Source organism: Bacillus silvicola, assembly GCF_050524305.1.
GTDB lineage: Bacteria > Bacillota > Bacilli > Bacillales > Bacillaceae_G > Bacillus_A > Bacillus_A cereus_AT.
Genome location: NZ_JBNGVC010000012.1, coordinates 747843 through 762407, shown reverse-complemented (window position 1 = coordinate 762407; position 14565 = coordinate 747843). Strand labels below are relative to the sequence as shown.

Genomic DNA, 14565 nt, shown 5'->3' with positions numbered 1-14565 from the left:
TTCGGGAAGAAAAGGAAAGGTGATATATATGACAACACAAGTAGTAAACGTCATTGGCGCAGGTCTTGCAGGAAGCGAAGCAGCTTATCAAATTGCAAAACGTGGTGTCCAAGTAAGATTATATGAAATGAGACCAGTAAGGCAAACGCCAGCTCATCACACAGATAAATTTGCAGAGCTAGTATGCAGTAACTCGCTTCGCGCAAACACATTAACAAATGCTGTTGGTGTTATTAAAGAAGAGATGCGCCTAATGGATTCTGTTATTATTCGTGCAGCTGATGAGTGCTCTGTACCAGCAGGAGGAGCTTTAGCTGTAGATCGTCATGAATTTGCGGCAAAGGTAACTGAGTATGTGAAAAATCATCCAAACGTAACTGTGATGAATGAAGAAATCACTGAAATTCCAGAAGGACCTACTGTTATCGCGACAGGTCCACTTACGTCTCCTGATCTTGCTGCACAATTAAAAGAATTAACAGGTGAAGATTATTTTTATTTCTATGATGCTGCAGCACCAATTGTTGAGAAAGACAGCATTGATATGAATAAAGTATATTTAAAATCTCGTTATGATAAAGGTGAAGCTGCATATTTAAACTGTCCAATGACAGAAGAAGAGTTTGATCGCTTTTATGAAGCATTAATTGCTGCTGAGACAGTGCCTTTAAAAGAATTTGAAAAAGAAATTTTCTTTGAAGGTTGTATGCCAGTAGAAGTTATGGCAAGTAGAGGAAGACAGACGTTAGTATTTGGACCGATGAAACCTGTTGGATTAGAAGATCCGAAAACAGGAAAAACACCATATGCAGTTGTTCAGCTACGTCAAGATGATGCGGCAGGAACGTTATACAATATTGTAGGCTTCCAAACACATTTAAAGTGGGGGCCACAAAAAGAAGTATTGCAGCTAATTCCAGGACTAGAAAACGCAGAAATTGTACGTTATGGTGTAATGCATCGTAATACGTTTATTAATTCGCCTAACTTACTTCGTCCAACATATCAATATAAACAACGCGATGATTTATTCTTCGCCGGTCAAATGACTGGAGTAGAGGGATATGTTGAATCGGCAGCGTCAGGATTACTGGCAGGTATTAACGCTGCTCGACTTGTAAAAGGTGAAGAGCCAGTTGTACTACCATCTGTAACTGCAATGGGAAGTATGGCAAATTATATTACAGCGACTAATGCGAAAAACTTCCAACCAATGAATGCAAACTTCGGGCTATTTGCACCGTTAGAGAAGAAAATTAAAAAGAAACAAGAGCGAAATGAAGCGTATGCTACACGCGCTTTAGAAACGATTCAAAATTTTGTAAATATTTAGTTAAATTTCTTGCAAAGGCTACTAAGTTGTGATACGATTTAGTAGCCTTTATTGAGGTGAGTTATGTGAATGTGAAGAAATTGTTACAATTATTCGTAGGATATTTACAAATTGAAAGAAATTATTCAAAATATACAATTGCAAGTTATCAAAATGATTTAGAACATTTTGTGCAATTTATGGAGCGAGAAGGCATATCCTCTTTTTTAGATGTTACATACGCGGATGTTCGTTTATACTTAACGACGTTGCACGATGAAAAGTTAGCCCGTAAATCTGTCGCAAGAAAAGTATCAAGTTTACGAAGTTTATATCGTTTTTTGATGCGAGAAGGTTATCAAAAAGATAATCCGTTTGCACTTGCGTCACTCCCCAAAAAAGAATTGTCAATCCCAAAGTTTTTATATGCTGAAGAGTTAGAGGAATTATTTGAAGTTTCTGACGCGGAAACACCATTAGGTCAAAGGAATCAAGCATTATTAGAGTTGATGTATGCGACTGGTATCCGTGTGAGTGAATGTGTCAATTTACAACTTACCGATATTGACTTTGCGGTGGGAACAGTTTTAGTAATGGGAAAAGGAAAAAAACAAAGGTATATTCCGTTCGGAAGCTATGCGCAAGATTCTTTAGTTACTTATATAGAGAATGGGAGAAAACAGTTAGTTAATAAGACTGATGAAGACTCTCATATGGTATTTTTAAATGCGAAAGGTACGCCGCTAACAAGTCGTGGAGTTCGTTATGTTTTAAACGAACTCATTAAAAAGGCTTCGCTGACAATGCGGATAAGTCCCCATATGTTAAGGCATACATTTGCTACACATATGTTAGATGAAGGGGCGGATTTACGTACTGTCCAGGAGCTATTAGGCCATGAGAATTTGTCGACGACACAAATTTATACGCATGTCTCTAAAGAAAGATTGCGTTCTGTTTACATGAAGCATCACCCGCGGGCATAAATTGCTTTTAAAGCTATAAAAACATATAAAGGAGTTTTTTCTATGGGAAATTTCCACGCTACAACGATATTTGCAGTTCATCATAATGGAGAATGTGCAATGGCTGGAGATGGTCAGGTGACAATGGGAAATGCAGTTGTAATGAAACATACAGCTCGTAAAGTCCGTAAACTTTTCCAAGGGAAAGTTTTAGCTGGTTTTGCAGGTTCAGTTGCGGACGCATTTACTCTTTTTGAAATGTTTGAAGGGAAATTAGAAGAGTATAACGGGAACTTACAGCGAGCTGCAGTTGAAATGGCGAAACAATGGCGTGGGGATAAAATGCTGCGTCAGTTAGAAGCGATGCTCATTGTCATGGACAAAACAACTATGCTCCTTGTTTCGGGTACAGGAGAAGTAATTGAACCCGATGATGGTATTTTAGCAATTGGATCTGGTGGAAATTATGCACTTTCTGCAGGTCGTGCTTTAAAACAATATGCAAGTGAACATTTAACTGCGAAGCAGATTGCGAAAGCGAGTTTAGAAATTGCAGGCGATATTTGTGTTTATACGAACCACAACATAATTGTTGAAGAATTGTAGAATCGTAAGGGAGGCATTTTATATGCATTTACATTTTACTCCGCGCCAAATTGTGGAAAAATTAGATCAATACATCATCGGTCAAAAAGATGCAAAGAAAGCGGTTGCTGTAGCTCTGAGAAATCGATATCGTCGCAGTAAACTAGCTGAAAATTTACGTGATGAAATTGCACCTAAAAATATTTTAATGATTGGACCGACAGGTGTTGGTAAAACAGAGGTAGCACGACGAATGGCGAAACTCGTTGGAGCACCTTTTATTAAGGTTGAAGCTACGAAATTCACAGAAGTTGGATATGTAGGTAGAGATGTAGAGTCGATGGTACGTGACCTTGTAGAAACGTCAGTACGCATCGTAAAAGAAGAAATGGTAGTTAAAGTTCAAGATAAAGCAGAAGAGCAAGCGAACCAACGTCTTGTTGAAATTTTAGTGCCGAGTCCGGAGAAGCAATCTGGATTTAAAAACCCATTAGAAATGCTTTTTGGCGGTACTCAAAATTCGAATCAAACATCTGATACACAAGAAGATGTTGAAATCGAAAAGAAACGCCAAGACGTGGAAAGAAAGCTTGCTGCGGGACTTCTTGAAGATGAAATTGTATCGATTGAAGTGACTGAACAACAGTCTTCCATGTTTGATATGTTACAAGGAACTGGCATGGAACAAATGGGAATGAATTTCCAAGATGCATTAGGAAGTTTTATGCCGAAAAAAACGAAAAAACGTAAACTTTCTGTAAAAGAAGCAAGAAAACTCTTGACAAATGAGGAAGCACAGCGCTTAATTGATATGGATGAAGTTACACAAGAGGCTGTTTATCGTGCTGAACAGCTCGGGATTATTTTTATTGATGAAATTGACAAAATTGCTGGTAAGCAGTCGAATAGCGTAGATGTATCACGCGAAGGTGTGCAACGTGACATTTTACCAATTGTAGAAGGATCGAATGTTGCGACAAAATACGGATCAGTAAAAACGGATTATATTTTATTCGTTGCAGCTGGAGCGTTTCATATGTCTAAACCGTCGGATTTAATTCCGGAATTGCAAGGGAGATTTCCGATTCGAGTAGAATTAACAAAATTATCGACAGATGATTTTGTTAAAATATTAATCGAGCCTGACAATGCGTTAATTAAACAATATATGGCTTTATTAGCGACTGAAGGTATAGAAATTGAATTTTCAGACGAAGCTATTCGTAAGATTGCTGAGATTGCTTATCAAGTTAATCAGGATACAGATAATATTGGAGCAAGAAGACTTCATACGATTATGGAGAAGCTCCTTGAAGATTTATCGTTTGAAGCATCTGAAATTACGTTAGAAAAAATAACGATAACACCTCAATACGTTGAGGAGAAATTAGCAACGATTGCTAAAAATAAAGATGTGAGCCAGTTTATTTTGTAATTGTGTCATCAGGTGACTCGCCCTAGTTTCCAAGTGATGAAAAAATATGTGAGTAATATGTAGGAGGAACTTTTGAAATGGAATTATTAGCAAAAACAAGAAAATTAAATGCGTTATTACAGAGCGCAGCAGGAAAGCCTGTAAACTTTAGAGAAATGTCTGACACAATGTGTGAAGTAATCGAAGCGAACGTATTCGTAGTAAGCCGTCGTGGTAAATTACTAGGTTATGCAATTCACCAACAAATTGAGAATGAGCGTATGAAACAAATGCTTGCAGAGCGTCAATTCCCGGAAGAATACACACAAAGCTTATTCAACATTACAGAAACATCTTCTAACTTAGATGTAAACAGTGCTTACACAGCATTCCCAGTAGAAAATAGAGAATTATTCGGTCAAGGTTTAACTACAATCGTACCAATCGTTGGTGGCGGTGAGCGTCTAGGTACGTTAGTATTAGCTCGTCTTGGTCAAGAGTTCTTAGACGATGATTTAATCCTTGCTGAATACAGTTCAACTGTAGTAGGTATGGAAATCTTACGTGAAAAAGCAGAAGAAATCGAAGAGGAAGCACGTAGTAAAGCTGTTGTTCAAATGGCGATTAGCTCATTATCTTACAGTGAGTTAGAAGCAATCGAGCATATCTTCGAAGAATTAAATGGAACAGAAGGTTTACTTGTTGCAAGTAAAATTGCTGATCGCGTAGGAATTACTCGTTCTGTAATCGTAAATGCACTACGTAAATTAGAAAGTGCTGGTGTTATTGAGTCTCGTTCTTTAGGTATGAAAGGAACATACATTAAAGTACTAAACGACAAGTTTCTACAGGAACTTGCTAAATTAAAAACAAACTAATTTATATAAAAACTCTCCTCAGTTGAGGAGAGTTTTTTGTTTTTTAAGAGAATGATTTTGCTTACGTAAGGCGTCATGACAGCGTTCATTAGAAAACTATTAATTAGCCTTCACCTCCTTGCTTAAAGGAAGTGAAGGTTGGAAATACTAGAATTTGAGCGTGAAAAAAAGAAAGTTTTACATTGTTCGCATTTTCGACTTGATTGTAATATTTCAGTATGATATAGTAAGCAGTGGTGTCAGTACAAAGTACACACGTTTACTGATTTAAGTGTTGGTGCTACGTTTGTAGTTTCGCTTAGAGATGAAGTAAACGGAGGATATCAAAAACCATTTAGGAGGAACTAAATTATGTCAGTAATTTCTATGAAGCAATTGCTTGAAGCTGGTGTTCATTTCGGACATCAAACTCGTCGTTGGAACCCAAAAATGAAGCGTTACATTTTCACAGAGCGTAACGGTATCTACATCATCGACTTACAAAAAACTGTGAAAAAAGTTGAGGAAGCTTACAGAACGATGCGCGACATCGCTGCTGAAGGTGGAGACATTTTATTCGTAGGTACTAAAAAACAAGCACAAGAAGCTATTAAAGAAGAAGCAACTCGTGCTGGTATGTACTTCGTTAACCAACGTTGGTTAGGTGGAACTTTAACAAACTTCCAAACAATCCAAAAGCGTATCAAGCGCCTTAAAGACATCGAAAGAATGCAAGAAGATGGTACTTTCGAAGTACTTCCTAAGAAAGAAGTTGTTCAACTTAAAAAAGAGTTAGAGCGTCTTGAGAAATTCTTAGGCGGTATTAAAGATATGAAAGGTCTTCCAAGTGCATTATTCGTAGTAGACCCTCGTAAAGAGCGTATTGCAGTTGCTGAAGCACGCAAATTACACATTCCAATCATCGGTATCGTTGATACAAACTGTGATCCAGACGAAATCGATCACGTTATCCCAGCAAACGATGATGCAATTCGTGCTGTAAAACTTCTTACATCTAAAATGGCAGACGCGATCCTTGAAGCAAAACAAGGTGAAGAAACTGTTACTGCGTAACAAATTTGGAAAGGTGATAAGGGGTTCGGCCTTTTATCACCTTTTTTAAGGTATAAAAACCTTTTTAAAAGGTATAAATACATATTTTAGGAGGATGAAAAACATGGCAATCACTGCACAAATGGTAAAAGAACTTCGTGAAAAAACAGGCGCAGGTATGATGGACTGCAAAAAGGCTTTAACTGAAACTAACGGCGACATGGAGAAAGCAATTGACTTCTTACGTGAAAAAGGTATTGCGAAAGCTGCTAAAAAAGCAGACCGCATCGCTGCTGAAGGTTTAACTTTCATCGAAACAAACGGTAACGACGGTTTAATCTTAGAATTAAACTCTGAAACTGATTTCGTTGCGAAAAACGAAGGTTTCCAAGCTTTAATTAAAGAATTAGCTGCTCACTTATTAACTAACAAACCAGCTAACGTTGAAGAAGCTATGGCTCAAACAATTGAAGGCGGTAAAACAGTAGAAGAGCACATCAATGAAGCAATCGCTAAAATTGGTGAAAAACTTACACTTCGTCGTTTCGAAATCGTATCAAAAACTGATGCTGATGCATTCGGCGCTTACCTACACATGGGTGGACGTATTGGTGTATTAACAGTTCTTGAAGGTTCTACTGACGAAGCAGCTGCTAAAGATGTAGCAATGCACATTGCAGCAGTTAACCCTAAATACATTGACCGTGATGCTGTAACAGCTGAAGAAGTTGAGCATGAGCGTCAAGTATTAACACAACAAGCTTTAAACGAAGGCAAGCCTGAAAAAATCGTTGCAAAAATGGTTGAAGGCCGTCTTGGCAAATTCTTCGAAGAAATTTGCTTACTTGACCAAGCATTCGTTAAAAATCCTGATATGAAAGTTCGTCAATTCGTTGAGTCTAAAGGCGGAACATTAAAAGGATTCGTTCGCTACGCTGTTGGTGAAGGTATCGAAAAACGCGAAGACAACTTTGCTGAAGAAGTAATGAACCAAGTAAAAGGTAACAACTAATACAGATTAGGGAACACATTGTGTTCCCTTTTTTAAAATAAAGATGTAAGCAATTGGAGGTTCATTATGAGTAAACCGAAATATAATCGTGTCGTTTTAAAGCTGAGCGGAGAAGCTTTAGCTGGCGAGCAAGGATTTGGAATTAACCCAACTGTTATTAAGTCAGTTGCGGAACAAGTGAAAGAAATTGCAGAACTTGATGTAGAGGTTGCTGTTGTTGTTGGTGGCGGTAACATTTGGCGTGGGAAAATTGGAAGCGAAATGGGTATGGATCGTGCAGGAGCAGATTACATGGGCATGTTAGCAACAGTTATGAATTCACTAGCTCTTCAAGATAGTTTAGAGAATATTGGAATTCAAACTCGCGTTCAAACTTCAATTGAAATGCGTCAAGTGGCAGAGCCTTACATTCGACGTAAAGCAATTCGTCACTTAGAGAAAAAACGTGTTGTTATCTTTGCCGCAGGTACTGGTAACCCATACTTCTCTACAGATACGACAGCAGCATTACGTGCAGCGGAAATCGAAGCGGACGTTATTTTAATGGCAAAAAATAATGTGGATGGCGTATATAGTGCAGATCCATCTATTGATCCAACTGCTACAAAGTACGAAACACTTACTTACTTAGATGTATTAAAAGAAGGTTTAGGTGTAATGGATTCTACAGCTTCTTCTTTATGTATGGACAATGATATTCCATTAATTGTATTCTCAGTTATGGAAAAAGGTAACATTAAACGTGCCGTTTTAGGCGAAAATATTGGAACAGTTGTAAGGGGGAAATAAATATGGGACAACAAGTATTGAAGTCTTCAAATGAAAAAATGGAAAAAGCAGTTGCTGCTTATTCTCGTGAATTAGCAACAGTTCGCGCTGGTCGTGCAAGCTCGTCTGTATTAGATAAGGTACAAGTTGATTACTACGGTGCACCAACACCAGTTGTGCAATTAGCGAACATTACAGTTCCAGAAGCACGTTTGCTTGTAATTCAACCCTATGATAAAACTTCTATCGGTGATATTGAAAAAGCAATCTTAAAAGCAGATTTAGGATTAAACCCTTCTAATGACGGAACTGTAATTCGTATTGCATTCCCTGCATTAACAGAAGAGCGTCGTCGTGATCTTGTAAAAGTTGTGAAAAAATATGCTGAAGAAGCAAAAGTTGCGGTTCGTAACGTACGTCGTGACGGTAACGATGATCTTAAGAAGCTTGAAAAAGCTGGCGATATTACGGAAGATGATTTAAGAGGATATACTGAAGATATCCAAAAAGAAACAGATAAATATATTGCAAAAGTTGACGAAATCGCAAAAAACAAAGAAAAAGAAATCATGGAAGTGTAATAGCGATAACTTCGCAAATATGACCCTCTTCTTAAGGGGGTCTTTTTACACTTTTAGGCATACGTCTGCTTGCTGGAGGGTATGAATGATGTTTAAAAACTTTCCTTTTTTTAAAAGTAAAAAGGACGCATCGTTTGATCATCTCGTTGAAGAAGTGAAAAAAGGATATATACCAGAACATATTGCCATCATTATGGATGGCAATGGAAGATGGGCAAAGAGGAGAGCTATGCCTCGTATTGCGGGACATCATGAAGGCATGCAAGTTGTAAAGAAAATTACAAAATTTGCAAGTAAGCTTAATGTGAAAGTGTTAACTCTTTATGCTTTTTCAACTGAGAACTGGAAAAGACCGAAAAAGGAAGTTGACTATTTAATGAGGCTTCCAGAAGAATTTCTAGGTACATTTTTACCAGAATTGATTGAAGAAAACGTACAAGTCCGAGTAATAGGGCAAAAAGATCGTCTTCCTACGCATACACGCAGAGCGATGGAAAAAGCCATGGAAGATACGCAAGAGAATACGGGATTAATTCTTAATTTCGCGTTAAACTATGGAAGTCGAGATGAAATCGTTTCTGCTGTGCAACATATGATGAAAGATAGTGAGGAAGGAAAAATTCGTGCTGAAGAGATAAGTGAAGAAATGATTTCTTCCTACTTAATGACGAGTTCTTTACCTGATCCAGAGTTGTTAATTCGTACAAGCGGAGAGCTACGTATTAGTAATTTTATGTTATGGCAAATTGCATATTCAGAATTTTGGTTTACGGATGTGTATTGGCCAGACTTTACGGAAGAACATTTGCTTAATGCGATTACAGACTTTCAACATAGAGGGCGCAGATTCGGAGGCGTGTAGAAAGAGAGGGTTTGGTAGTGAAACAGAGAATTATTACTGGAGTGGTTGCTGCCGCGCTATTCATTCCCATCGTAATTTACGGTGGCGTGCCTTTTACGGTTTTAGTGTATGCACTTGCTTCTATAGGTTTATATGAATTAATTCGTATGAACAAGCTTACGCTTATTTCGGTACCAACAGTTTTAGCTGCGGTATTATTATGGGTTATTTTAGTTCCAAGTAGTGCATCAGAACTGTTTAGGTGGATTGGATTAGGTAAATTAGAAATTACGTTTGTGATTGTTTTATTACTTTTATCATATACAGTCCTTTCTAAGAATACATTTACTTTTGATAATGCTTCATTTTTACTTATGGCAACGACATATGTTGCAATGGGATTCTTATATTTAAATGAAACGAGAATATTAGGAATTAAATATGTGTTTTGCGCATTATTTGTTATATGGGCTACTGATTCAGGCGCATATTTCGTAGGAAAAGCATTAGGAAAAAGAAAGTTGTGGCCAGAAATTAGTCCAAATAAAACAATTGAAGGTTCATTAGGCGGTATTGTTTGTGGAGTTATTGTTGCACTTGTTTACAATATGTTCTTCCCAGTTGAAGCAAATGTAGGGATTTTAATTGTGCTGACGATTATCATTTCTATTTTTGGACAAATTGGTGATTTAGTACAGTCTGCATTTAAACGTCACTATGGCGTAAAAGATTCAGGTACAATTTTACCTGGACATGGTGGTATATTAGATCGAACAGATAGTTGGTTATTTGTGTTACCAATTCTCTACTTCTTATTACAATACAATTAATAAATGAACGAGGGGTTGGAGTCATGAAAAATATTAGTTTATTAGGTGCAAGCGGATCAATTGGTACACAAACTTTAGATGTGTTACGCTCGCACCCAGACCAATTCCGTCTCGTTGCTTTTTCTGTAGGGAAAAATATTGACTACGCAGTAAAAGTAATTCAAGAATTTTCTCCGCAAATTGTTTCTGTGCAAAGAGCAGAAGATGTTATAAAATTACAAGCTGTTTCTGGTAATACAAAAATTGTATATGGTAGTGAAGGTCTTTTAGAAGTAGCATTACATCCAGATGCGGAGATTTTAGTAAATGCCGTTGTAGGTAGCGTAGGGTTGTTACCAACACTTCGTGCAATTGAGGCGAAAAAAACAATTGGAATTGCAAATAAAGAAACGTTAGTAACTGCAGGGCATCTAGTAATGGAAGCGGCACGAAAACATAATGTTTCGTTACTTCCAGTAGATAGTGAACATTCAGCTATTTTTCAATGCTTGAATGGTGAAAATGAAAAAAGAATTTCTCGACTCATTATAACGGCTTCTGGCGGAAGTTTCCGTGATAAAACGAGAGATGAATTGCATCATGTGACCGTAGAAGATGCGCTTCGACATCCAAACTGGTCAATGGGTTCGAAAATTACAATTGATTCTGCTACAATGATGAATAAGGGACTAGAAGTAATTGAAGCACATTGGCTTTTTGGTATCCCTTATGAGCAAATTGATGTTGTTTTACATAAAGAAAGTATTATTCATTCTATGGTTGAATTTGAAGATCGTAGTGTAATGGCACAGCTTGGCTCACCTGATATGCGAGTACCAATTCAATACGCGCTTACATATCCTGATAGATTACCTCTTTCAGACACAAAACAGTTAAACTTATGGGAAATGGGAACATTGCATTTTGAAAAAATGAACCAAGAACGTTTCCGTTGTCTACGTTTTGCGTATGAAGCTGGGAAAACAGGTGGAAGTATGCCAGCTGTAATGAACGCTGCAAATGAAGTAGCTGTTGAAGCTTTTTTACAAAAGAGAATTGGTTTCTTAACAGTGGAAGACCTCATTGAAAAAGCAATGAACCATCACAATGTCATTGCACGTCCGAGCTTAGAGGAAATTCTGGAAATTGATGCAGCCACAAGACGGTTTGTGATGGAACAAATTTAGCAAAGGTGGTTATGGAATTGAATACAGCGATTGCCTTTATATTAATTTTCGGTGCACTCGTATTTTTCCATGAGCTAGGGCATCTATATTTCGCAAAAAGAGCGGGTATTTTATGCCGCGAGTTTGCGATTGGTTTTGGTCCAAAAATATTCTCATTTGAAAAGAATGAAACGGTGTATACGATTCGATTACTGCCCCTTGGTGGCTATGTAAGAATGGCTGGCGAGGATGCGGACACAGTTGAGTTAAAGCCAGGGAAAAAGGTTGGCCTTGTGCTAAATGAAAAAGACGAAGCTGTGAAATTAGTTTTTGATGGATATGAAAAATATCCAAATGTTCGTGTTATTGAAGTCGAACAAGCTGATTTGGAGCATAATCTTACAATTTCGGGATATGAAGAGTACGAGGAAGAGCTGCAAACATTCCGAGTGAATGAAAAAGCTCGTATCATATCTGCGGGAGAAGAAATCCAAATCGCTCCGTTTAACAGACAGTTTGGCTCTAAAAAATTGGGTCAACGCGCGTTAACAATTTTTGCAGGTCCTGCAATGAACTTTATTCTAGCATTTGTTATTTTTGTGATTCTTGGATTTGTACAAGGGGTTCCCGTTGATAAACCAATGGTCGGAAAAGTAATGGATAATAGTGCAGCACAGCAAGCTGGATTAAAAGAAAATGATACAATTCAAGCTATTGATGGGAAAAACACAAGTACATGGAAAGATGTTGTTAACATTGTACGTGAAAACCCGAATAAAGAAATTACGTTACAAGTAAAGCGTGATAGTGAACAGATTAATGTGAAAGTAACGCCAACGGTTGATAAAGAAGGAAAAGAAGAAGTTGGTAGAATTGGTGTTTACTCTCCTGTAGAGAAAACAGTGATGGGTTCTATTAAATCAGGTTTTGAACAAACGTACGAATGGACGAAACTAATTTTTGATTCTCTTGTGAAATTAGTAACTGGTCAATTTTCTATTAATGAGTTGTCAGGTCCAGTAGGAATTTATAATCTAACAGATCAAGTTGTAGATTATGGATTTACGCGTGTACTAAGTTTAGCGGCAGTTTTAAGTATTAACCTTGGTTTATTTAATTTATTACCAGTTCCAGCTTTAGACGGTGGACGTTTGTTCTTCTTCTTAATTGAGGCATTAAGAGGGAAACCGATTGATCGTCAAAAAGAAGGAATGGTTCACTTTATTGGATTTGCATTATTAATGTTGCTTATGTTAGTTGTAACATGGAATGACATCCGTAAGTTTTTCTTGTAAAATAAGAAGAAGTTTATAATGAAATAGAGCTCGTACAATAAAATCCCTCACCTAACTCGAGGTGAGGGGTTTTGTTGCGTGTAAGAGTAAAATGAAGAGGTGCGAATAAATGAAACAAAGTATGGTATTCAGTCCTACATTACGTGAAGTTCCAGCTGATGCTGAAATTAAAAGTCATCAATTATTACTTCGCGCAGGGTTTATGCGTCAAAATGCTTCTGGTATTTATAGTTTTCTACCATTTGGTTTAAAAGTATTACACAAAGTAGAACGTATTGTTCGTGAAGAAATGGAGCGTGCAGGAGCTGTAGAATTATTAATGCCGGCTATGCAAGCTGCGGAATTATGGCAAGAGTCAGGGCGTTGGTATTCTTACGGATCTGAATTAATGCGTATGAAAGATCGTAACGCTCGTGAATTTGCATTAGGAGCTACACACGAAGAAGTAATTACTGATCTTGTACGTGATGAAGTGAAATCATATAAAAAATTACCGTTAACATTATACCAAATCCAAACAAAGTTCCGTGACGAACAAAGACCTCGTTTTGGTCTATTACGTGGAAGAGAGTTTCTAATGAAAGATGCATATTCTTTCCATGCTACGCAAGAGAGCTTAGATGAAGTGTATGATCGCTTATACAATGCATACTCTAACATTTTTGCTCGTTGTGGCTTGAACTTCCGTGCTGTTATTGCTGACTCGGGAGCAATGGGTGGAAAAGATACACATGAATTTATGGTATTATCTGATGTAGGTGAAGATACAATTGCGTATTCTGATACATCTAATTATGCGGCAAATATTGAAATGGCTCCTGTTGTTGCTACGTATACGAAAAGTGATGATGCTGAACAAGCACTTGAAAAGGTAGCAACTCCGGATCAAAAGGCTATTGAAGAAGTATCTGCATTCTTAAATATTGCAGCGGAAAAATGCATTAAATCTATGGTGTTTAAAGTAGATGAGAAACTAGTAGTTGTACTTGTTCGTGGCGATCATGAAGTCAATGATGTAAAAGTGAAGAATCTATACGGAGCTTCAGTCGTTGAGCTTGCTTCGCATGAAGAAGTAAAAGAGTTATTAAACTGTGAAGTTGGTTCTTTAGGACCGATTGGTGTAACAGGTGATATCGAAATTATTGCTGACCATGCTGTAGCAACAATTGTCAACGGATGTTCAGGAGCGAACGAAGAAGGATTCCATTATGTAAATGTAAATCCAGAACGTGACTTTAAAGTAAGTCAATATACAGATTTACGCTTCATTCAAGAAGGAGACCAATCTCCAGACGGAAACGGAACAATTCTTTTCGCACGCGGAATTGAAGTAGGTCACGTATTCAAATTAGGAACTCGTTATAGCGAAGCAATGAATGCAACATTCCTAGATGAAAACGGGAAAACACAACCACTTATTATGGGTTGTTACGGTATCGGTGTATCTCGTACAGTGGCAGCAATTGCAGAGCAGTTTAATGATGAGAGCGGTTTAGTTTGGCCTAAAGCTGTCGCACCGTTCCATGTGCATGTAATTCCAGTAAACATGAAATCTGATGCACAACGTGAAATGGGTGAAAACATCTACAACTCATTACAAGATCAAGGATACGAAGTATTACTAGATGATCGTGCAGAACGTGCAGGTGTTAAATTTGCTGATGCAGATTTATTCGGCCTTCCAGTTCGTGTTACAGTTGGTAAAAAAGCGGATGAAGGTATTGTAGAAGTGAAAGTACGTGCTACAGGTGAGTCTGTAGAAGTGAAAGTAGAAGAACTTCAAACATATATTGCTAATATTTTAAAATAAGAAGAGGTACCTCGTTATGAGGTACCTTCTCTTTCTTTGTAAACGTATTTCGTAAAAGAAGAAGGGAGAAATCTTTCTTTGTAGTACGATTCAATTT

14 protein-coding genes are annotated in these 14565 nt (G+C 37.5%); all 14 read left to right on the top strand.

Annotated elements, in window-relative coordinates; genetic code table 11:
- Window positions 1-28 precede the first annotated feature (28 nt).
- The 14 genes from trmFO (at window position 29) to ACP6L7_RS15610 (ending at window position 14468) form a co-directional block, all read left to right on the top strand.
- The gene (gene trmFO / locus ACP6L7_RS15675; RefSeq protein WP_097830963.1) at window positions 29-1333 is read left to right on the top strand and encodes an FADH(2)-oxidizing methylenetetrahydrofolate--tRNA-(uracil(54)-C(5))-methyltransferase TrmFO; all 1305 of its coding nucleotides are present in this window, start codon (window positions 29-31) and stop codon (window positions 1331-1333) included.
- 65 nt (window positions 1334-1398) lie between these two features.
- Window positions 1399-2298 (top strand): tyrosine recombinase XerC, encoded by a 900-nt coding sequence (gene xerC / locus ACP6L7_RS15670; RefSeq protein WP_097830964.1) that lies wholly within the window; start codon window positions 1399-1401, stop codon window positions 2296-2298.
- 42 nt (window positions 2299-2340) lie between these two features.
- Window positions 2341-2883, top strand: a complete 543-nt coding sequence (gene hslV, locus ACP6L7_RS15665) for an ATP-dependent protease proteolytic subunit HslV (protein WP_000526272.1) — start codon at window positions 2341-2343, stop codon at window positions 2881-2883.
- A gap of 22 nt (window positions 2884-2905) precedes the next feature.
- On the top strand, window positions 2906-4297 hold the full coding sequence (hslU, locus tag ACP6L7_RS15660) for an ATP-dependent protease ATPase subunit HslU (protein ID WP_000550087.1): 1392 nt from the start codon (window positions 2906-2908) through the stop codon (window positions 4295-4297).
- 77 nt (window positions 4298-4374) lie between these two features.
- Window positions 4375-5154, top strand: coding sequence for a GTP-sensing pleiotropic transcriptional regulator CodY (codY, locus tag ACP6L7_RS15655; RefSeq protein ID WP_000421290.1), 780 nt, complete (start codon window positions 4375-4377; stop codon window positions 5152-5154).
- 351 nt (window positions 5155-5505) lie between these two features.
- Window positions 5506-6207 carry a 30S ribosomal protein S2 gene (rpsB, locus tag ACP6L7_RS15650; protein WP_000111485.1) on the top strand — a complete coding sequence of 234 codons (702 nt, stop codon included), beginning with the start codon at window positions 5506-5508 and terminating at the stop codon, window positions 6205-6207.
- Window positions 6208-6310: 103 nt separating this feature from the next.
- Window positions 6311-7198, top strand: a complete 888-nt coding sequence (gene tsf / locus ACP6L7_RS15645; protein WP_097830965.1) for a translation elongation factor Ts — start codon at window positions 6311-6313, stop codon at window positions 7196-7198.
- A gap of 66 nt (window positions 7199-7264) precedes the next feature.
- Window positions 7265-7987 carry a UMP kinase gene (gene pyrH, locus ACP6L7_RS15640; RefSeq protein WP_097830966.1) on the top strand — a complete coding sequence of 241 codons (723 nt, stop codon included), beginning with the start codon at window positions 7265-7267 and terminating at the stop codon, window positions 7985-7987.
- Between the two features lie 2 nt (window positions 7988-7989).
- A complete protein-coding gene (gene frr, locus ACP6L7_RS15635; RefSeq protein WP_000531504.1) occupies window positions 7990-8547 on the top strand; it encodes a ribosome recycling factor in 558 nt (185 codons plus the stop codon).
- A gap of 85 nt (window positions 8548-8632) precedes the next feature.
- Window positions 8633-9409, top strand: coding sequence for an undecaprenyl pyrophosphate synthase (uppS, locus tag ACP6L7_RS15630; RefSeq protein WP_097830967.1), 777 nt, complete (start codon window positions 8633-8635; stop codon window positions 9407-9409).
- Window positions 9410-9426: 17 nt separating this feature from the next.
- Window positions 9427-10218 carry a phosphatidate cytidylyltransferase gene (gene cdsA / locus ACP6L7_RS15625; RefSeq protein WP_097830968.1) on the top strand — a complete coding sequence of 264 codons (792 nt, stop codon included), beginning with the start codon at window positions 9427-9429 and terminating at the stop codon, window positions 10216-10218.
- 23 nt (window positions 10219-10241) lie between these two features.
- Window positions 10242-11384, top strand: a complete 1143-nt coding sequence (gene dxr, locus ACP6L7_RS15620; protein ID WP_097830969.1) for a 1-deoxy-D-xylulose-5-phosphate reductoisomerase — start codon at window positions 10242-10244, stop codon at window positions 11382-11384.
- A gap of 17 nt (window positions 11385-11401) precedes the next feature.
- Complete coding sequence (rseP, locus tag ACP6L7_RS15615) at window positions 11402-12658, top strand: RIP metalloprotease RseP (protein ID WP_141533254.1); 1257 nt, start codon at window positions 11402-11404, stop codon at window positions 12656-12658.
- Window positions 12659-12767: 109 nt separating this feature from the next.
- Window positions 12768-14468, top strand: a complete 1701-nt coding sequence (locus tag ACP6L7_RS15610) for a proline--tRNA ligase (RefSeq protein WP_097830971.1) — start codon at window positions 12768-12770, stop codon at window positions 14466-14468.
- Window positions 14469-14565: the final 97 nt, after the last annotated feature.